The 19,880-nt window shown below is 70.4% G+C and carries 20 protein-coding genes; 18 read left to right on the forward strand and 2 right to left on the reverse strand.

Features of this window, described 5'->3' with window-relative positions; translation table 11 throughout:
* The 5 genes from ACFFIA_RS21840 to ACFFIA_RS21860 are packed head-to-tail and all read left to right on the forward strand — an operon-like array spanning position 1 to position 5,412.
* Complete coding sequence (locus tag ACFFIA_RS21840) at positions 1-1,101, forward strand: pyridoxal-phosphate dependent enzyme (protein ID WP_377253466.1); 1,101 nt, start codon at positions 1-3, stop codon at positions 1,099-1,101.
* Between the two features lie 13 nt (positions 1,102-1,114).
* Positions 1,115-2,611 carry a M81 family metallopeptidase gene (locus ACFFIA_RS21845; RefSeq protein WP_377253467.1) on the forward strand — a complete coding sequence of 499 codons (1,497 nt, stop codon included), beginning with the start codon at positions 1,115-1,117 and terminating at the stop codon, positions 2,609-2,611.
* Positions 2,608-3,648, forward strand: a complete 1,041-nt coding sequence (locus ACFFIA_RS21850) for an NAD-dependent epimerase/dehydratase family protein (RefSeq protein WP_377253468.1) — start codon at positions 2,608-2,610, stop codon at positions 3,646-3,648. Before ACFFIA_RS21845 ends, ACFFIA_RS21850 begins: the two co-directional genes overlap by 4 nt.
* A gap of 1 nt (position 3,649) precedes the next feature.
* Entirely contained in the window at positions 3,650-4,636 is a 987-nt protein-coding gene (locus ACFFIA_RS21855) for a Gfo/Idh/MocA family protein (RefSeq protein ID WP_377253469.1), read from the forward strand.
* The gene (locus ACFFIA_RS21860; protein ID WP_377253470.1) at positions 4,633-5,412 is read left to right on the forward strand and encodes an SDR family NAD(P)-dependent oxidoreductase; all 780 of its coding nucleotides are present in this window, start codon (positions 4,633-4,635) and stop codon (positions 5,410-5,412) included. The genes ACFFIA_RS21855 and ACFFIA_RS21860 overlap by 4 nt, the downstream gene beginning before the upstream one ends.
* Positions 5,413-5,462: 50 nt before the next feature.
* On the opposite strand, the gene ACFFIA_RS21865 is transcribed toward ACFFIA_RS21860, so the two are convergent.
* Positions 5,463-6,251 (reverse strand): IclR family transcriptional regulator, encoded by a 789-nt coding sequence (locus ACFFIA_RS21865; RefSeq protein ID WP_377253471.1) that lies wholly within the window; start codon positions 6,249-6,251, stop codon positions 5,463-5,465.
* A gap of 167 nt (positions 6,252-6,418) precedes the next feature.
* Between ACFFIA_RS21865 and ACFFIA_RS21870 the strand changes: the two genes are divergently transcribed.
* From ACFFIA_RS21870 to ACFFIA_RS21930, 13 genes are all read left to right on the forward strand, one after another.
* The gene (locus ACFFIA_RS21870; RefSeq protein ID WP_377253472.1) at positions 6,419-7,345 is read left to right on the forward strand and encodes an SMP-30/gluconolactonase/LRE family protein; all 927 of its coding nucleotides are present in this window, start codon (positions 6,419-6,421) and stop codon (positions 7,343-7,345) included.
* A gap of 63 nt (positions 7,346-7,408) precedes the next feature.
* Positions 7,409-8,992: an ABC transporter substrate-binding protein gene (locus tag ACFFIA_RS21875; protein WP_377253473.1), complete on the forward strand. Its 1,584-nt coding sequence runs from the start codon at positions 7,409-7,411 to the stop codon at positions 8,990-8,992.
* Positions 8,993-9,009: 17 nt separating this feature from the next.
* Positions 9,010-9,969: an ABC transporter permease gene (locus tag ACFFIA_RS21880; RefSeq protein ID WP_377253474.1), complete on the forward strand. Its 960-nt coding sequence runs from the start codon at positions 9,010-9,012 to the stop codon at positions 9,967-9,969.
* On the forward strand, positions 9,966-10,811 hold the full coding sequence (locus ACFFIA_RS21885; RefSeq protein ID WP_377253475.1) for an ABC transporter permease: 846 nt from the start codon (positions 9,966-9,968) through the stop codon (positions 10,809-10,811). The genes ACFFIA_RS21880 and ACFFIA_RS21885 overlap by 4 nt, the downstream gene beginning before the upstream one ends.
* Positions 10,808-11,773 (forward strand): ABC transporter ATP-binding protein, encoded by a 966-nt coding sequence (locus ACFFIA_RS21890; protein ID WP_377253476.1) that lies wholly within the window; start codon positions 10,808-10,810, stop codon positions 11,771-11,773. Before ACFFIA_RS21885 ends, ACFFIA_RS21890 begins: the two co-directional genes overlap by 4 nt.
* Complete coding sequence (locus tag ACFFIA_RS21895; protein ID WP_377253477.1) at positions 11,770-12,546, forward strand: ABC transporter ATP-binding protein; 777 nt, start codon at positions 11,770-11,772, stop codon at positions 12,544-12,546. Before ACFFIA_RS21890 ends, ACFFIA_RS21895 begins: the two co-directional genes overlap by 4 nt.
* Entirely contained in the window at positions 12,543-13,289 is a 747-nt protein-coding gene (locus tag ACFFIA_RS21900; protein WP_377253478.1) for an SDR family NAD(P)-dependent oxidoreductase, read from the forward strand. Before ACFFIA_RS21895 ends, ACFFIA_RS21900 begins: the two co-directional genes overlap by 4 nt.
* A 66-nt stretch (positions 13,290-13,355) precedes the next feature.
* Positions 13,356-14,726: an ABC transporter substrate-binding protein gene (locus ACFFIA_RS21905; protein WP_377253479.1), complete on the forward strand. Its 1,371-nt coding sequence runs from the start codon at positions 13,356-13,358 to the stop codon at positions 14,724-14,726.
* Complete coding sequence (locus ACFFIA_RS21910) at positions 14,723-15,631, forward strand: carbohydrate ABC transporter permease (RefSeq protein WP_377253480.1); 909 nt, start codon at positions 14,723-14,725, stop codon at positions 15,629-15,631. The genes ACFFIA_RS21905 and ACFFIA_RS21910 overlap by 4 nt, the downstream gene beginning before the upstream one ends.
* Positions 15,628-16,488 carry a carbohydrate ABC transporter permease gene (locus ACFFIA_RS21915; RefSeq protein WP_377253481.1) on the forward strand — a complete coding sequence of 287 codons (861 nt, stop codon included), beginning with the start codon at positions 15,628-15,630 and terminating at the stop codon, positions 16,486-16,488. Before ACFFIA_RS21910 ends, ACFFIA_RS21915 begins: the two co-directional genes overlap by 4 nt.
* Positions 16,489-16,495: 7 nt before the next feature.
* The gene (locus tag ACFFIA_RS21920; RefSeq protein ID WP_377253482.1) at positions 16,496-17,569 is read left to right on the forward strand and encodes an ABC transporter ATP-binding protein; all 1,074 of its coding nucleotides are present in this window, start codon (positions 16,496-16,498) and stop codon (positions 17,567-17,569) included.
* 74 nt (positions 17,570-17,643) lie between these two features.
* Positions 17,644-18,915 carry an aspartate aminotransferase family protein gene (locus tag ACFFIA_RS21925; RefSeq protein ID WP_377253483.1) on the forward strand — a complete coding sequence of 424 codons (1,272 nt, stop codon included), beginning with the start codon at positions 17,644-17,646 and terminating at the stop codon, positions 18,913-18,915.
* A 5-nt stretch (positions 18,916-18,920) separates the two neighbouring features.
* On the forward strand, positions 18,921-19,268 hold the full coding sequence (locus ACFFIA_RS21930) for a RidA family protein (RefSeq protein WP_377253484.1): 348 nt from the start codon (positions 18,921-18,923) through the stop codon (positions 19,266-19,268).
* Positions 19,269-19,474: 206 nt separating this feature from the next.
* On the opposite strand, the gene ACFFIA_RS21935 is transcribed toward ACFFIA_RS21930, so the two are convergent.
* Positions 19,475-19,816, reverse strand: a complete 342-nt coding sequence (locus tag ACFFIA_RS21935; RefSeq protein WP_377253485.1) for a hypothetical protein — start codon at positions 19,814-19,816, stop codon at positions 19,475-19,477.
* Positions 19,817-19,880: the final 64 nt, after the last annotated feature.

Here is a 19,880-nt window from a genome sequence, read left to right on the forward strand (position 1 = left end):
GTGGGGGCTAGAGGCGCAGGGCTTGGCCGGTTCGCGGCGGACCTGCCGGCGGTCGACGAGTTCGTGAGCCTGGGTGAGGGGGACACTCCGCTGATCCCGCTTGACGTGCTGGCCCGGCGGCTCGGGCTACGGCACCTGTCGGCGAAGATGGAGTCGTTGAACCCGACCGGGTCCTACAAGGACCGGGTGGCGGCGATGTCGCTGTCGTTGGCCCGGCAGCGCGGTGACACGGGCTGGATCGCGACCTCGTCGGGCAACGCGGGACTGGCCATGGCCGCCTACGGCACCCGCGCCGGGCTGCCGGGTTTCCTGTGCCTGGTGGCGTCGGCGCCGCTGGAGAAGCGGCTGCCGCTCATGCCGTACCCGATCGGGCTTGTCGCGGTCGATGGTGTCGGGCGGCAGTCAACCGGAACGAGCGAGAGCGTCCTGTTCGACCATGTGTGCGCGGCGGCCGAGCGGCACCGGCTGTTCCTGGGTGTCACCGCGCACGCCTTCAACCCGGACGGGATGCGCGGCATCGACACGATCGGCTACGAGCTGGCCGAACAGGCTCCGGACGCGACGCACGTCTACGTGCCGACCGGTGGCGGCGGCCTGCTCGTCGCGGTCGCCCGCGGGCTGCGCCACCGGAATCACCCGGCGCGGGTCGTCGTCGCCCAGCCGGAGGGCTGCGCCCCGATCGTGCGCTTCCTGGACGGCGAGGTGCCGCGCCCCGCGGTCGACCGCTGCGACACCGACATTTCCGCGCTGCAACTGCCGCATCCGCCCGATGGCCAGCTCGCCGCGGACGCCGTCCTGCACTCGCGGGGATGGGGGACAGCCGCCGACGACAAGGCGATCCTGTCGGCCCAGCGGCTGCTCGCCGCCACCGAGGGAGTGTTCGTAGAGCCGGCCTCGGCGGCGACGGTCGCCTGCCTGCTCGCCGATGTCGAGCGCGGCCGGATCACGGCGGACGACCATCCGGTGCTGCTGATGTCAGGCGCGGGCTGGAAGGACCTGGGCCGGTTCGCAGAGGACGTCGACCGGCTGCCGATGGTCGACCTGGCCGGCGTACCCGACCGCGTCGATGCGTGGGCGGCGACCGCCACCACCCGGACCTGAGGAGGCTCACGTCTTGTTGCGACTGGCAGCGCTCGGCATCTCCCACGAGGCGAACACGTTCTCCGCCATCCCGGTCGACCTGGCGACGATCCAGCAGAGCGGCCTGCTGGTCGGCGAGCGGATCCGGGCCGAGCACGCCGACGCCGGCACCACCATGGCGGGGTACCTGGCGGCGGGGCAGGCGCCGGATGTCGAGGTGGTGCCGCTGGTGATGACGACCCTGGTCCCGTCCGGACGGATCACCGCAGAGGCACTACGCACCGTCGCGGACACGCTCACCGCGGCGCTGTCCGAACACGGTCCCTTCGACGGCGTGCTGGCGGCTCTGCACGGCGCGGCGGTCGCGGACGGATGCCACGACGTCGACGGCTACCTGCTACGCCGGTTTCGCGAAGTGGTCGGCCCGGGCGTGCCGATCGGCGTGGCGCTCGACCTGCACGCGAACATCAGCGACGAAATGATCGGCCAGTCCGACGTCCTGAACACCTACCGCACCAACCCGCATGTGGACGCCAAGGAGCGGGCGCGGGAGATAGCCGAGATCGTCATCCGCACCGCACGCGGACAGGTCCGACCGACGACGGCGTTCCAGCCGCTGCCGGCGGTCATCAACATCCTCTGCCAGAACACCGGTACGGCACCGATGGCCGACGTGCTGGCCGACCTGCGCACGGTCCTGGCGGAGCCGGGCGTGCTGACCGCCACCGTCGCCGAGGGCTACCCGTACGCCGACGTGCCCGAGATGGGGATGAGCGTCGTGGTGGTGACCGACGGCGACCCGGTCGCCGCGGACCGGCACGCGCGCTGGCTCGCGAGCCGGGTGTGGGCGCGCCGTGAGCTGTTCGACACCACGCGGCTCTCGCCGGTCGACGCGCTGCGCCGGGCGAGCGAGGCGGCGCGCGGACCGGTGCTGCTGCTCGACGTCGGCGACAACATCGGCGGCGGCTCTCCCGGTGACTCGGTCGTGCTCCTGGCCGCCGCGCGGCAGCTCGGCGTCGCCAGCCTGCTGACGATCATCGCCGACCCGGACGCGGTACGCGCGTGCGTCTCGGCCGGGGTCGGCGGCCACGCCGCGCTCCGTATCGGGGCCAAGACCGACCCGCGCACCGGACCGCCGGTGGAGGCGACCGCGACCGTGCTGGCGCTGCACGACGGCCGGTACGAGGACGCCGGGCCCACCCACTCCGGGGCGCGGTACTTCGACGCCGGCCCGAGTGCCGCGGTGCGGCTCGACAGCGGCCAGACGGTCGTGCTGACCTCCCGGGTGACCCTGCCGCTGACGCCGGTGCAGGTGACCTCGCTTGGGCTGGACCTCGCTTCGTTCCAGGCGGTGGTGGCCAAGGGGGTCCACTCGCCGCTGGCCGGGTACGGCCCACACGTCGCCGAGGTGCTCCAGGTGGACACTCCCGGCGTGACCGGCGCGGACCTCGGCCAGTTCACCTACCACCATCGTCGCCGCCCGCTGTTTCCCTTCGAGCCCGATGCCGCATATCCCGAGGGAGTGTCATGAGAGTCCTTGTCACCGGCGCGGCCGGCCGGGTCGGCGCGAACGTCGTGCGCCGGCTCGTCGAGGCCGATGTCGCCGTCACCGCGATGGTTCTGCCTGGTGACCGGCAGGCGGCCAAGCTGGCGCCGCTGACCGGCGTACGGGTCATCGAGGCGGACCTCGGTGACCAGGCCGCGGTGGACGCCGCCTGCGCGGGCGCGACCCACATCGTGCACCTGGCCGCGCAGCTGGTGCGCGGCGACACCCCGGTGGACCGGTTCTACGACATCAACGCGTTCGGCACGCTGCGGCTGCTGGAGGGCGCGTTGCGGACCAACGGCGGCATCGAACGGTTCGTCCTGGCCAGCACCGACGGGACGTACCGGCCGGGCGATCCGCCCGCGGTGCCGCTCCGCGAGGACGCGCCGCAGGAGCCGGCCGACTACTACGGCACCAGCAAGCTGCTCGGCGAGGTCATCCTGCGAAACCACGCGGCGCAGTTCGACATCCCGTACAGCATGGTCCGCTTCGCCACCGTGGTCAGCCCCGAGGAGGCAGCCGGCTACTTCCGGCTGGACTCCGCGCGGGCCATGCTGCGCCGCGCTGACCTCGGCCGTGACTCCAACATCTGGCAGCTGTTCCGCGGCCGGCCGGACCTGCTGCCGATCCTGGACACCGCCGCCGGCGACGCACCACCGGACGCGGCGGTCGGCCTGGTCGGCCCGGACGGGCACTCGTGGAGCCTGCACATGGTCGACGTACGCGACGCGGTGCAGGGCGTCCACCTGGCGCTCACCGAGCCGGACGCGTTGGGCGGGGTGTTCAACATCGCCGCCGCCGAGCCGACCACCTGGGAGCACGGGGCCGCTGTGCTCGCCGAGCTCTTCGACGTGCCGAAGCTGAGCGTGGCCATGCCATTCGACTGGCGCCTCGAGGTCACCGTCGACGCCGCCCGGGAACGCCTGGGCTACCAGCCCCGGTACGACTTCCGGGCGACAGTCCAGGAGGCCCGCGCCACCGCGTCCGGGGTGGCCGCCGACTTCATCCCCGCTCGGGTGTGACGTGGACGCTTCGCCCCGGGTGCTGATCGTGGGCGCCGGTTTCATGGGCACCCTGCACGCCCGCACCGTACAAGCGTCGCCGCTGGCCACCCTCTGCGGCGTCGTCGACCGCGACGCGGCCGCGGGTGCGGCCGCGGCCGCGCGGTTCGAGGTGCCCGCGTACACCGACCTGTGGCGCGCGGTCGAGCAGACCCGGCCGTACGCCGCCGTGGTGGCCACCCCTGACCCGGTGCACCGCGAGGCCGTCGAGGTCCTTGCCCTGGCCGGCGTTCACCTGCTGGTGGAGAAGCCGCTCGCCACCAGCGTCGAGGACGCTCAGGCCATCGTCGCGCTCGCCGAGCGCCACGGAGTCCGGCTCATGCCCGGTCACATCCTGCGCTTCGAGCCCCGATGCGTGCAGGCGAGCACCGCTGTACACAGTGGACAGACCGGCCGGCCGGTGCTGGTCGGCGCCGCACGATGGGGCCGTACGTCACTCGGTGCCCGGGTCGGTGCCACCACCAGCCCGCTGTGGCACTTCCTGATCCACGACATCGACCTGGTGCAGTGGGTGAGCGGCGGCGTGATCGCACACGTCGAAGGCGCCGTTCGGGTCGACTCGCCGGCCGGCCTGAGCACCCTCACCGCGACCGGCCTGCTCAGCACCGGCGCGGCATTCCATCTCGCCACGGGCTGGACGCTGCCGGACGGCACCCCGGAGGCGTACCGGGCGAGCCTCGAGGTGCACGGCGAGCGCGGCCACCTGCACCTCGCCGCCGAGCAGCACGGCCTGACCGTATCCGGCCAGGACGGCGCGGCCGGTTTCGCCGACGCCGGCTGGCCCACCGTCCACGGCGAGGTCGACGGGCCACTGCGCCGCCAGTTCGAGCACTTCGTGTCCGCCATCATCGACGGCGGCGCGTTCGCCGTCACTGCCGAGGACGGGTTGCGGGCGGTACGCGGCGCCGCCGCCATCGAAGCGGCCTGCGTCATCAGGCGGCTCACGTGAACCCGGGACTGGCCGTCGTGACCGGCGCCGGCACCGGCATCGGCCGCGCCATCGCGCAGCGCCTGGCCGTCGCCGGCTACACCCTTCTACTGGTGGGCCGCCGGCCGCAGCCACTTGCCGAGACCGCGAGCCTGCTCGCCGAGCCGGGCGGCCGGCCGGTGGTCGCCGACGTGACCACCCCCGAGGGCCGCGAAACGATCCTGGCGGCCGTCGATGGCGCGGGCCTGCCGCTGCGCGCCCTCGTCAACAACGCCGGCGGCTCCACCGCCGCACCCCTGTTCGACCAGGACCTGGGCGCCTGGCGGGGGGAGTTCGCGCTCAACGTGGAGGCGGCGGCGTTCCTGTCATTCGAGGCCATACGCCGGATGTCCACGGCCGGTGGCGGTGGCATCGTCAACATCGCCTCGGTGTACGGCATCGTCGCGCTGAACAACAGGTACTACGCCGAGCAGTACCCGCTCGACACGCCGGACGGGCCTGTCCGGGCGGTGGCGTACGCGGCGTCCAAGGGTGCCCTGCGGCTGCTCTCCCGCGAACTGGCGGTAGCCGGAGCCGGGCTTGGCGTGCGGGTCAACACCGTCTCACCCGGGATGATCCAGCTCGACGAGCGGCCGCTGGAGGAAGAGCGAGTCCGGCTGTTCGCGCAGGCCACGCCGATGGGCCGGCTGGGTCGTCCGGCGGAGGTGGCCGGCGCGGTGGAGTTTCTGCTGTCGCCGGCCGCGAGCTTCGTGACCGGCGCCGAACTGGTCGTCGACGGCGGCTGGTCGGTCTGGTAGCGCCACCGACGGACGCCCCGGGAGCAGTCGCTTCTCCCGGAGTTGACCCGTCAGGACGGCGGCGGCGCGGTGATGTGTTCGGCCGCCTCGGTCAGGGCGGCGGCCACCTTGTCGACGTCCTGCATGGGGAAGCGGCTCGCGGGCGCACTCAGGCTCAGCGCGGCGGCCAGCCGGGTGCCGCGGATCGCCACCGCCACGCACCGGCCATCGACCTCGTTTTCGCCGTTGTCGATCGCGTAGCCGGCCCGCCGGACCCGTGCCAGCTCGGTCATGTAGTCGTCGATGCCGGTGATGGTGTACGGCGTGAGTCTGGGCATCTGGCTGCGCTGGAGGATCTCCCGCACCTGCGTATCAGGCATCTCGGCCGCCACCGCCTTGCCCAGAGCCGTGCTGTGCAACGGATCGCGGTCGCCGCGCCGGGCCGCCAGGCGCACCCCGCGCCGGCTTTCCGTGATGTCCAGGTAGATCACCGAGTCGCTGTCGAGCACGCCGAGATTGATGGTCTCGTCGAACTCGTCGCGTAGCTTCTGAAGCCACGGGCTGGCCCGCTGACGCAGCACTTCAAGCTGGCGGGACTGCATGCCGACGAAGCCGAGGCCCAGCCGGTACGTGCTGGTCTCCGGGTCGCGCTCGACGTAGCGGTGCGTCTCAAGGGTCCACAGGTAGCGAAACGCGGAGGACTTCGGCAGGTCGGTGGCTTCGGCAACATCGATCAACGAGACGCCGTCGATGGATTCCTGGAGTAGGTTGAGTATCGAGCACACGCGGTCGACCGCCCGCACCGAGTAGTCACGGTCGTTGCGGTCGGACCCCTGCTCTGCCCCGTTGTCGCTGGCCACACGCCTCACGTCTCGCTTACCGAAGGTTCTGTTTCAAACATGATTGCAACCCGTCGTCCTGGCCGTCAACCTGACCTTGACACGTGTGGTAAACGGCTCATAGCCTGATCCGTAATGGATTGGTCATCTCGGGTAGCGAAACGGTAATGGCTTCAGGGTTGCCCCGCTTGCTGGTCGACTGCCGCGCGGAGGTGGGTGAAGGTCCGCTCTACGACGCGGCCCGGCACCTGCTGTACTGGGTGGATATCCCGCGTGGCCGGCTTTGGCGCAGCGACCTGGCCACCGGCGAGGTGACCAGCCGGGACATTGGCGAGCCGCTGGGCAGCGTCGCGCTTGTCGAGGGCGGAGCGTTGCTGCTGGCCACCCGGTCCGGCATCCGTGTACTACCCCGTTGGCCGGACGGCACGACGGGTGAGCCCGCGCTTTGGCGCGCGGTGGAGCCGGATCTGCCAACCCAGTTCAACGACGGGAAGTGTGACGCCCAGGGTCGCTTCGTGGCCGGCACCGCCGCGTCTTCGCCGGACCGTCCGCACCAGGGCACGCTCTACCGCGTGGACCAGGACGGTGCGGTGGTTCCACTGTTTGGCGGCATCGGTATGTCCAACGGACTGGACTGGAGCCCCGACGACCGGTACTTCTACCACGTCGACACGCTCGCCGGCCTGGTGACGCGTCATCGCTGGGATCCCGAGGTGGGCGTGCCGTCCCACCCGGAGCCGTTTGTCCAGGTGCCGCGCTCGGAAGGGCTGCCGGACGGCCTCTCGGTCGACGCCGAGGGCTTCCTGTGGCTGGCGTTGTGGGGCGGGGGACAGGTCCGCCGGTACGACCCGGCTGGGCGGCTCGACCGGGTCGTCGGCCTGCCCACACCGAACGTGACCAGCTGCGTGTTCGGTGGACCTGATCTGACCGACCTGTACGTCACCACCGCCGCGCACGGCCAGGACGCGAGCGACCGGCTCGCCGGCGCGGTCTTCGTCGCCGACGTGGGCGTGCCCGGCCAACCGCGCCCCGCCTTCCTGAACGGCGCCGTTTCGCGTGTTACGGCTTTGTCAACTGGACTGTTAACCGTTGACGAACCCAACCACCACCCATAGCCTCGATTGAACTACCCATACCGCTGAGTGAAACAGCCCGAGGAGTGCATGATGGGCAACGATATGAGTCAACCGGGTCTGCTCGGCCGACGGCGGCTTCTGACCGGCGGCGGCGCGGCGCTCCTCGGCCTCCTGGCCGCCCCGGGCCTGCTCACCGCCTGCCAGTCCGACGACTCCGGCGACACCGCCGGCGCGGCCGGCGCCCTGGTCGGAAACGCCAACTCGATCCAGGGCCTCGACCCGCACACCGCCGGCGCCATCGGCTCGATCGCGATCTGCCACTACGTCTTCGAGGGCCTGTACGGGCTGCAACAGGGCGACCGCACCAAGGTCGTGCCGCAGTTGGCGACCGGCGAGCCCGAGCCGGCCGGGCCGAACGCGTACCGCGTGAAGATCCGCTCCGGCGCCACCTTCCACGACGGCACACCGCTGACCGCGCAGGACGTCGCGTACAGCATCAACCGGGTGCTCGATCCGAAGACGGCGTCGCTACTGGCCGTCTTCTTCAGCACGTTCGCCGAAGCCAAGGCAATTGACGACACTACCGTCGAGATCGCCCTCAAAGGCCCGCTCGGTCTGCTCACCCAGCGGCTCGCCCTGATCAAGGTGATGTCGCAGGCGCGCACCACCGCGGCCAGCGCAGACGACCTGGCCAAGCGTCCGATCGGCAGCGGGCCGTACACGCTGAGCTCCTTCTCCACCGACGCCACACAGGTGCGCCTGGGCCGGTTCGCCGGCTACCAGGGGCCGGCGCAGGCGACCCTGCCGGAGATCGGCTTCGACGTGATCGCCGAAGACGCCGCCCGGCTCGCCGCACTGCAAAGCGGGCAGCTCGCCGCGATGACCGACATCGCGTACCAGGACGTCGACCGGGTCAACGGCTCGGGCGGGCTCAGCACCGGCGCGGTGCCCAGCTTCAACCAGTCCATCGTCCTTTTCAACACAGGGCGAGCGCCGTTCGCGGACAAGCGGGTCCGGCAGGCGTTCCTGTACGCGATCGACCGCGAGACGATCACGAATACGGTCTTCTTCGGCAAGGCCCGGCCGGCGACCTCCTACCTGCCCGCCGACCACCCGATGTACCACCAGCCGACGATCCGCTACGGGTACGACGTGGCCCGGGCGAAGACGCTGCTGGCCGAAGCGGGAACGGCAGCGCCACAGATCACACTGCTGGTGTCCAACCTCGGCTGGCTCAGCGCGCAGGTGCCGCTGTTGCAGTCGTCGCTTCAGCAGGCCGGGTTCGCTGTCAAGATCGAGCAGGGCGAGACCGAGTCGCTGGTGCCTCGCATCACGGCCGGCGACTTCGACGCCTGGCTCACGCTCACCGATCCGTCGATCTTCGGCGGGTACGACGCGGACATGCTCATTCGCTGGGTCTACACGGGCACGCTGCCGAAGAGCTTCGCTCGCTGGGACAACGCGGACTCGCGGCGGCTGGGTCAGCTACTCGACCAGGCGCTCGCGGCTAGCGACGCGGCCACCCAGAAGAACGTGTACGCCCAGATCCAGGAAATCATCGCGGACCAGGCACCGGCGTTCACCGTGCACCACCGCGACCTGACCGCGGCCTGGTCGGACCGGCTCAACGGTCCGAACGTCGATCCGGCGATGGGCATCGACCTCATCGGCGCGCGGACCGCCTGAGGATCATCGTGAAGCGAATGACAGCCCGGCGCCACCCGGTGGTTCGGCTGGTACTGATGCGGGTACTGGCCTCCGCCGTGGTGCTGGTGGGCGTCACGTTCGTGGTGTTCTGGGGGATCGATCGGGCACCCGGCGATCCGGCCACCGCGGTGCTGGGACCGTTCGCGACCGAGCAGCAGCGTGCCGCCTACATCGAGGCGAACGGGCTCGACGACCCGATGCCCGTCCGTTTCGTCCGCTTTATCGGTGACTTGTCCCAAGGTCAACTTGGCCGGTCGGCGACCCGACCCACCGATGCCAGTGCCCTGGTGGCTGAGGCCGCGCCGGTGACCATTCAGCTCACCGCCACCGCGCTGTTGCTGGCCGCCGTCCTCGGTGTCGCGGTCGGCATCATCGCCGCCGCGCGCCAGGGCGGCGGCGCGGACCGGGTGATTCGGCTCGGGACGTCGGTCACGCTCGCCGCTCCCGACTTCTGGGTGGGCCTGGTCGCCATCCAGGTATTCGCGGTGGTGCTCGGGTGGCTGCCCAGTGGTGGCTACCGGCCCTGGTCGGCCGGCCCGCTGGACTGGCTCACGCACATGGCCATGCCGGCCACCGTGCTGGCCCTGCCGCTGGCCGCCGCCCTGGCCAACCAGGTGCGGTCCGCGATGACCCAGGAGCTGGACCGCGACTACGTCCGCTCGGCCCGAGGCGCCGGCATCGCACCGGCCAGGGTGTTCGGCAGCGCCTTCCGCAACGCCGCGACCGGCCCGCTGACCGTCCTTGGTCTGCGCGCCAGCTACCTGCTGTCCGGCGCGATCGTGGTTGAGCAGATCTTCAACCTGCCGGGCCTGGGCACCTTGTTGATCCAAGGCGTACGGCAGGGCGACCTCGCGGTCACCCGGGCGGTCGCACTGCTCGGCACGATCGGCATCCTTGTCGTGTCGCTGGTACTGGACCTGCTGTACCTGGCGCTCAACCCGAAGGCCCGGACATGAGCGCCCCAAAGGCGTCGCAGACCAGGCCGGCCCGGCGGCAGCGCCGGTGGTGGCTACACGGCGCCGTGTTCGGCGCGGCCGCGCTGTTGCTCGTCACGGTCCTCGCGCCGCTGCTCACCCCGTACGATCCGCTCCAGACCGGCGCCGGCACGCCGCTGACGGGGCCGTCCGCGGACCATTGGCTGGGCACCGACCAGTCCGGCCGGGACGTCTTCTCGCGGGTGATCGCCGGTTCCCGGATCTCGTTCGTGGTCGGCATCGCCGCCACCGCGGTCGCGCTTGTCGCCGGGGCCGTCCTCGGCGGGCTCGCCGCTTGGGCCAGACGCTGGGTCGGCGAGCTGATCATGCGGGTGCTCGACGTGCTGATGGCGTTCCCGGGCATCCTGCTCGCCGTCGTATTGGCCGCCGCGTTCGGCTCGGGCACCACCACCAGCGTGGTCATCTTCGCGATCATCTACACCCCGCCGTTCGCGCGGTTCGTACGTGCCGCGGCCACCCGCGAGCTGAGCGAGGAGTACGTGACGTTCGCTCGGATCATCGGCAGCCGGGCGCACCGGGTGCTCGGATACCACGTCGGCGCCAACCTGCTGGTCCCGGTGGCGGTGTTCGCGACCACGGTGCTCGCCGAGGTGGTCGTCGCCGAGGCCGCGCTGTCGTTCATCGGGGTGGGCACCCAGCCGCCGACACCCTCCTGGGGCAACGTGATCAGCGATGGACGCGCCTTCATCGGCAGCGGGCAGTGGTGGATCAGCGTGTCCGGGGGCGCCGCGGTGTTCCTGACCGTCCTGGTCTTCAACTCGCTGGCCGCGCACCTTGGGCGGCGTCTGGAGGGTGACTCGTGACCGCCGTGAGCACCGCCGCAGGCGTGGACCTGATGACGGTTCGCGATTTGACCGTTCGGTTTCCCCGCCTTTACGGGAACACACCGGTCGTCGACCGGGTGAGCTTCGCGATCCGGCCCGGCGAGGTGGTGGGCCTGGTCGGCGAGTCCGGCTCCGGCAAGACGCTGGTGTCGCTGGCGCTGCTCGGCCTGTTTCCGCGCGGGAGTGCGGTGACCGGGTCGGTGCGGTTGCGCGATCGCGACCTGGTGGCCGCCTCGGAGCGGGAGCGGCGGGCGCTGCGCGGGCGATCCGTGGCCATGGTGTACCAGGACGCGCTGACCTCGCTGAACCCGTCGCTGACCATCCGGCGGCAGTTCGCGCAGATCGCCAGGCTCGGCGGCTCCCGCCCCGCGACGGAGCTGCTCGACCTGGTGCGGCTGCCGGACGCCGCCCGGCTGCTCGCCTCCTACCCGCACCAGCTCTCCGGTGGGCAGCGCCAGCGTGTGCTGATCGCGATGGCGCTCGCCCGCGACCCCGACCTGGTGGTCGCCGACGAGCCCACCACGGCGCTGGACGTCACCGTGCAGGCGCAGATCCTCGACCTGCTGCTGCGCCTCACCGCGGAGGTCAACTTCAGCCTGCTGCTCGTCTCCCACGACCTCGGGGTGATCCGGCACGCCGCGTCCCGCGCGATGGTGATGTACGCCGGCCAGCTCGTCGAGGCCGGCCCGACCCAGGATCTGCTGGACCGCCCCCGGCACCGCTACACCGCCGGGCTGGTCGCCGCCGGACGATCGCTGGAGGCGGGTGGCCCGGTGACGGTGATCGGTGGTGCGGTGCCGTCGCCGGATGGATTCACGCCCGGATGCCGGTTCGCCGGCCGCTGCGACGCGGCACTGTCCGACTGCGTCGAGCCGCTGGTGGCGGTCTCCGAAGGGGACCGGTGGCACGCCTGCCGCCACCCGCAAGGGAGGGCATCATGACCGGCTCGATCCTCGCCGAGCTGGCGGATGTGGTCGTGCGCTTCGGCGACAGCCGGGCCGGACGGGAGGTCACCGCCCTCGACGGCGTGTCGCTGGCGGTGCACGCCGGCGAGAGCATCGGGATCGTGGGGGAGTCGGGCAGCGGCAAGTCGACGCTGGCCCGGGTGCTGCTCGGCATCCAGCACCCCACCTCCGGTACCTGCCAGATCGCGCCGTCCGACCCGCCGCGGCCGCGGTCCCGCCGGATCGCGGCGGTCTTCCAGGACCCGAAGAACTCGCTGAACCCGCGCCTGTCGATCGGCTCGATCGTGCGCGACCCGCTCGTGGTGCACCGGATCGGCGACAGGGGTACGCGCCGCGCGAAGGTCGACGAGCTGCTGGCCACCGTCGGCCTGCCCGCCGAGACGAGGCGGCGTCGCCCTCGCCAGCTCTCCGGCGGCCAGCTCCAGCGGGTGGCGATCGCCCGCGCGCTGGCCCTCGATCCGGAGCTCATCGTGGCCGACGAACCCACCTCGGCCCTGGACGTGTCCGTACAGGGTCAGGTCATCAACGCGCTGCGCGAGATTCGCCAGGCCCGCGGCCTTGGACTTGTCATGATCAGCCATGACATCCGTGTGGTCCGCGCGCTGTGCGACCGGATCGCCGTCATGTACCAAGGGGCCATCGTGGAGGACGGGCCGGCGCAGCGGGTGCTGGCAAAACCCGACCATCCGTACACCGCACGCCTGCTGGCCGCCGTGCCGAGCATCGACGCACAGGCACTTGTCCGATGACAGGTCGCGTAGCGCTCGTCACCGGCGGAGCCACTGGCATCGGCGCGGCGATCACCGGTCGGCTACTGGCCGACGGGTACCACGTCCTCGCGGTGCAGCGGACCGAGCGGGAGGCGAGCGAGGGCCGGCGGGCGCTGGCCAGCGACAGGGCGTACGTCGCCGCCCATGACCTGGCCGGTGCGGACGGGCCGCGTGCCGCCGTGGCCGAGTGCGTGGCCCGGTTCGGAGGGCTCGACGTGCTGGTCAACAACGCGGCCGTGACCGGCCGGCCGGCGGTCGCCCCGCTCGATGCCCTGGACGACGCGCGCATTGACCGGATCATCGACACCAACCTCAAGGCACCACTGCGACTGGCCCGCGAGGCGCTGCCCCACCTCGCCGAGCGCGGCGGCGTCATCGTCAACGTGGGCTCCATCGCGGCGTTCCAGGCGCAGCCGGACGCGGCGGCCTACGTCGCCAGCAAGGCCGGACTGGCCGGGCTCACCCGGGCGCTGGCCTACGACCTGGCACCCCGCGGGATCCGCGTGGTGCACCTCGCGCCAGGCGCCGTCGACACGGAAGCGAGCCTCGATCCCGCGTACACACGAGAGCGGCGCGACGCGGGGTGGAGCAAACCGACGCCGCTGGGCCGGGCCGCCGCGCCACACCAGGTGGCGGAGGCGGTGGCCTGGCTCGTCTCGGACGGGGCCGGCCCGGTGACCGGGTCCACCCTCTTCGTCGACGGCGGCTTGAGCGCCTTCTGAGCTGACGGACGACACCAACACCCAGTTTCCAACATAGAGAGTCCATCTAGTGAAATGGGAGTCTTGATGAGCTTCCCGCCGGACCACCACTCGGCTGGCCTGAGCCGCCGGCACCTGCTACGGACCCTCGGCCTCAGCGGAGCCGCACTGCTCGGCGGGCCGACCCTGCTGTCCGCGTGCGCGACAAGCGTCGACGACGGCGCCCCGCAGGGCGGCACCTCCTCCGGCGACCCCAACGCCACACTCGCCATCCACCACGACGCCGGGGTCGGCCCGCTGCTTCAGCCATACGTGGACGACTTCAACGCGCGATACAAGCCGCTGAGCCTCAACACCGCCTACGTCACCACCGACTACCCCGGGACCACCAACACCCAGCTGGCCGGCGGCGCGGTCGACTATGACGTGCTCTTCACCGACGGCAACGCCCAGCTCTGGTACACCAACAACTGGATCAGCGCGCTGGACGACTTTCCCGGCGCGAAGGAACTCACCCAGACCTGGCTTCCTGGGGTGCTCGAAGAGTGCCTGGGCAAGGACGGTGAGCTGATCGCCTTGCCCTACTACCGCGGCATCGAGATATTCGTCTACAACGCCGACCTGCTCGGCCGGATCAACGCCGCGCCGCCGACCACCTGGGACGAGATGGTCGAGCAGTGCCGGGAGCTGAAGGCCAAGCGGATCGCGGCCACCCCGTACTCTCCATTTTGGACGGCCGAGGTCAGCATGTTCTTCTACGAGCTGGTCGCCGAGTCGTTCTCGGACGGTGCCGGGCCGTTCTTCGCCGACGACTTCCAGCCCTTGTTCCAGGACGACCCGGTGGTCGCCGCCACGCTGGAGCGGTGGGCCCGGATGTACGCCGAAGGACTGGTGCCACGGGACATCTTCACCACCTCGTATGGCGACATCGTCAACATCTACGCCGGTGGTAAGAGCGCCTTCACTGTCCGGTACGGGCCGCAGGCCAAGGGTTTCCGCGACCCGCGGCAGAGTCAGGTGGCCGACGTCTCGCGCAACGCGCTGATGCCCGGCCGCACCCGGGAGACGGTCGCGTCCGGTGCCTTCTGGTGCATGACCGCCAGCCGTCCGTACAAGCCGCAGGCGTGGACGCTGCTGGAGTACCTGGCCGCCAAGGACAAGGACGGCAAGTACCACACGCCGCTCAACCTGATCTCGCTCGACCTGGGCCTGCTGACCCCGTACGAGGCGGTCAACAGCGACCCGTCCGTGCGGGAGTCGTGGAGCCAGTGGGCCGACGTCGACCTGATGGCCCAGCAGCTGACCAAGTCCCGCTCGCTGGGCCGGGTCCGGCAGCAGGCGTGGTTCGGCGAGTTCCTCGTGCAGGCCACCGCCGCGCTCCAGGACGTGGTGCGGGCCCGGCGCAGCGCCCGGGACGGCCTCACCGCCGCCGCCGACTTCGTCAAGAGCAAGCTGTGACCACACCAGCCAGGGCGCTTCGTGGCCACCGCCGCGGAGACCGCTGGTTCGGCATGGCGCTGGCCGCGCCGGCACTGCTGGTCACGCTGGCACTGCTGGTGTACCCGCTGCTGTCCTCGTTCTGGGTGAGCCTGCACGACCTGCGGCTCTCCGGCGGGGAGCCGGCGCGGTTCGTGGGCCTGCGCAACTACGTGGAGGTGGTGCAGGCACCGCTGTTCTGGCCGAGCCTGTGGCGCACCGTGCTGTTCGCCCTCGGCGTGACGGTGCTGACCACGGCGTTCGGCATCGGCTTCGCGCTGGTCCTGGACGGGGACTTCTGGGGCCGTGGCCTGCTGCGGGGGCTGATGATCCTGCCCTGGTCGCTGTCGCAGACCACCCTCGCCCTCACCATCGGCTGGATCTTCAACTCGACCTTCGGGCCGCTGAACGGGGCGCTGTTCGACCTTGGCCTGATCGACGAGTACATATCGTGGTTCGCCGACGGAGGCACCGTGCTGGCCGTCGTCGGGCTGGGCATCGTCTGGAGCCTGACCCCGTTCGCCACGCTGCTGTTTCTCGGGGCGTTGCAGACCGTACCGCAGGAGCAGCTCAAGGCGGCCCGGGTGGACGGCGCCGGAGCCGTACGCCGGTTCCTGCTCGTGGTGGTGCCGCACATCCGGGAGACGGCGCTCATCGTCGTCGTCCTGGCCGCCCTCAACGGCTTTCTGGTCTTCGCGCCCATCTACATCCTGACCGGCGGCGGGCCCGGCACGGACACCACGATGCTCGCCTGGTGGGGCTACCGCACCGGGTTCCGCGACCTCAATCTGGGGCAGAGCGCCGCGATCTTCTACATCATGACGCTGCTGGTGATGGCGACCGCCGTGATCACCGTGTTCGCACTTGGCCGCAGGAGGGCCACGTGAACCGCCGACCAGCCCGCCGTGTCTGGCGCTACGTGTTCGCGCTCCTCATGGCGATCTGGGTGCTCGGACCGTTCTACTTCCTGCTGCTGGTCGCGGTGCAGAGCGAGGCCGACGCGCTGCGCACGCCGCCAGTCTGGCTACCCAAGCCGGACTTCAGCAACTTCACCACGATCCTGTCCCGCGCCTTCGACAGCGGCCCAGCCGCCAACCCCAGCGACCTGATCATGCCGGGCCTGCGCAACAGCGCGATCGTCGCCGTGTGCGTGGCACTGGCCAACGTGGTACTCGGCTCGGCGGCCGGCTACGCGTTCGCCCGGTACCGCTTCCCGGGCTCGCGCACGTTGCCGCTGGCCCTGCTCGGCTCCCAGATGGTGCCGGCGTTCGCGCTCCTCATCCCGTTCTACACGGTGCTGCGCAACCTCGCCCTCACCAACACCCTGACCGGCGTCATCATCGCCGACATCAGCATCACGCTGCCGTTCACCGTGTACCTACTGCGGGCGTACTTCGCCGGCGTGCCGCCAGAGGTGGAGCGGGCCGCGCGGATCGACGGCGCCAGCCGGTGGCGGGTCTTCTCCCGGGTGGCGTTGCCGCTGGCCACCCCCGGGCTGATCAGCGCGGGGCTGTTCGCGTTCATGGTGGCCTGGAACGACTTCGTCTTCGCTGTCGTGCTCAACAATCAGCAGTCGGGCATCCTCCTCCAGCCGGCGATCGCCGGTCTGTACAACGTCCGCGAGCAGAGCTTCGGGCTCATGGCCGCCGGCTCCCTGATCAGCGCGCTGCCGACCGTGGTCATCGCCGTGGTCACCCAGCGGTACCTGGTGCGGGGCCTGCTGTCAGGTGCGGGAAAGGGTTGACGCGCAAATGGCAACAGTGGTTCTCGAAGACCTGCGGTGCGAGTTCGGGCCGGTGGTCGCGGTCGACTCCATCAACCTGGAGGTGCCCGACGGGTCGTTCACCGTACTGCTCGGGCCGTCCGGGTGTGGCAAGACCACCACGCTCAACATGATCGCTGGGCTGGAGGAGGCGACCGGCGGCCGGATCCTCTTCGACGGCGGGCAGGTGCAGCACCTGTCCCCAGACAAGCGGGACATCGCGATGGTCTTCCAGTCCTACGCCCTCTATCCAAACCGGACGGTACTGGAGAACATCGCCTTTCCGCTGCGAATGCGGGGCATGGACAAGAAGCGGGCCGGCGCGCTGGCCGCGGAGGCGGCCGGGCGGCTCCAGCTGAGCGAGGTGCTGGGCCGCAAGCCGAGACAGCTCTCCGGCGGCCAGCAGCAACGGGTGGCGCTCGCCCGGGCCATCGTCCGCCAGCCGAAGGTCTTCCTGCTCGACGAGCCGTTGAGCAACCTGGACGCCAAGCTGCGCAACGACACCCGGGTCCGCCTCAAGCAGACGCAGCGCGACGTCGGCGGCACGTTCATCCTGGTCACCCACGATCAGATGGAGGCGATGAGCCTGGCCGACCTGCTCGTCGTCATGAACGCCGGGCGCATCCAGCAGGCCGGCCCGCCGCTGGAGCTGTACCGGCGCCCGGCCAACCGGTTCGTGGGCTCCTTCGTCGGTGTGCCGTCGATGAACCAGGTCGAAGGTGAGATCGCCGAGGGTGCCTTCACCGCCTCCGGGTGGCGGGTGCCCCTGCCCGGGGCGGTCCGAACGGGGCCGGCGGTGCTCGGCGTACGGGCCGAGGACCTGGTGCTCACCCCGACCGAGCAAGGCGGTGACGGCCGGGTGCGCATCGTCGAGCGCCTCGGCACGGAAACCCACGTGATCGTCGCGATGGCGCACGGCGAGCTCACCGCCCGGATGGCGGGCGACGCGGAGATCGAGGCCGGGCAGGGCGTCCAGGTCGGCACCACGACGAACGTGCACATCTTCGAGGCCGACGAGGACGGATCGCGCGTTGACACCGAACATCACCCCCTCATAGTCTGAGGTTACAAAATGAATCGAGTGTTTCACTGATCGAAACATACGGGCTGTCGCTCGAAGAGCAAGGAGACCCCTCCATGACCCACCAGTCCCGCCGTGCCCTGCGGTCGAACGCACTGCGCGAACGCGCGCTGCGCCACGCTCCCGGCGGCGTGCAGTCCAACGTGCGCTTCGGCGGCCCCCGCGCGTACATCGAGCGGGCCAAAGGCGCCTGGATGTGGGACGTGGACGGCAAGGACTACATCGACTACCTGCTCGGCCAGGGGCCGAACTTCCTCGGACACGCACCTGACCCGGTGCTGGAGGCCGTCGAGCGGGCGTGCCGGGGCGGCCTGCTCTACGGCGGCCAGCACCTGCTGGAGGTCGAAGCCGCCGAGGCGATCTGCGCCGCGATCGGCTGGGCCGACATGGTCCGGTTCGGCGTCTCCGGCACCGAGTCGGTCCAGGCGGCGTTGCGGCTCGCCCGCGGCGCCACCGGCCGCACCAAGGTGATCCGGTTCGAGGGGCACTACCACGGCTGGCTGGACAACGTCCTGCTCGCGTACAAGGGCGGTCGCTGGGGCCCGGCCAGCGACGGCCAGGTCGCCTCCCACCTCGACGACTTCATCCTGCTGCCGTGGAACGACGCGGACGCGGTCGCCGAAGCGCTGGCACAACACAGCGACGAGGTCGCCGCGATCATCATGGAGCCGATGATGATCAACGCCGGGACCATCGAGCCATTGCCCGGGTACCTGGAGCGCGTGCGGGAGCTGTGCACCGACAACGGTGTGGTGCTCATCTTCGACGAGGTGATCTCCGGCTTCCGGCTCGCCCTCGGCGGCGCCGCCGAGCGGTTCGGCGTAACCCCCGACCTGGCCACCTACGGCAAGGCGATGGCCGGCGGGTGGCCGGTCTCGGCGCTGGCCGGCCGCGCCGACCTCATGGAGCGCTTCGGCACCGGACAGGTCAACCACTCCGGCACCTTCAACGGCTCAGTCATGGCGATGGCCGCCACCACCGCCACGATCGGGCTGCTGCGCTCGGAGCCGCCGTACCAAGCGATCGACGAGCACGGCACCGCGCTCATGGCCGGCATCCGCGACCTCGGCGCCAAGCACGGGCTCGACCTGCACGTGCAAGGTCTGCCGATGGCCTTCCACGTCTCCTTCGGCACCGAGGACGCGACCGACTACCGCACCATCCGGCGACTCGACCTGGCCCGCTACGAAAAGCTCGCCGCCGCCCTGATCCAGCACGGCATCTGGGTCGCGAGCCGAGGCGTCTGGTACGTCTCGGCCGCCCACGGACCCAAGGAACTGGACCAGACCCTCACCCGTATCGACCGCGCCCTCAAAGATTGGCGGTAGCCAGCATGGCCCTGTTCAGCAACGCCGTCCGCGCCGGCGACTTCGTGTTCGTATCCGGCCAGGCTTCGGTCGACGCGGACGGCACGATCATCCCCGGCACCTTCGCCGAGGAGATGCGCCGCTCCGTCGAAAACGTACGCCGGGCACTGGCCACCCAGGGCCTGACGCTCGCCGACGTGGTCAAGGTCAACTCGTTTGTGCACGATCCGGCACACATCGACGAATACAACCAGATCTACCCCGAGTACTTCTCCTCACCCAAGCCAGCCCGGACTACGATCACCGGCTGCCTCACCGACCGAATCAAGTTCGAGATCGACGTCGTCGCGTACGGACCGGCCGCGGAAGCCTAAGCGCGCAGGAACCTAAGCGTGCCGGCCGGAGCCGGTGCGGTCGCGGTTGCTGTACCTGCTTAGCCATCACCCAAAACGACATTGCCGGAAGACATTGGATCGAGCCCGATGCCGGGTTTCGCACCGCGAAACCCGACATCGGGAAAGTCTCATGCCATGTCCACGAACCTGTAGATCCCGAAGGGAGGCCGCGTCCTCGGCACCAGCTATGCGGTGAACCAACTGCTGCATCTGGCCGGGGAGTAGCGCCAGCTACAGACTCGGAACTCGCGTACGTTCACCGAATAGATCTTCGAGTTGCAGCCTTGCTGGGTGCGAATCAACACCACCATCGTCCCGTTGCTCAGGCGCAGTTCGCCTTGCACCTGCCAGTTTCCGTAGGTGCAGATCGTGGCAGTGCGATGGCTGCTGGTCACCTTCATGCTCGTGCCGCGATACGCAACGTTCACCTCGTGTGCGCTGGCTGGCATGGGGGCAACGGTCACAGCCAGGACGATGCCCACGGCGATGACCAATGCTCGTCTCAGAACCTTGCGAATCGATGTCACGTGCTTCACCTCGTGGGTTAGTCGCGTGCAGCGGACGCCAAATGCCATTCGCTGCGAAAATGTG

Source organism: Phytohabitans kaempferiae (genome assembly GCF_042433955.1).
GTDB classification, from domain to species: domain Bacteria; phylum Actinomycetota; class Actinomycetes; order Mycobacteriales; family Micromonosporaceae; genus Phytohabitans; species Phytohabitans kaempferiae.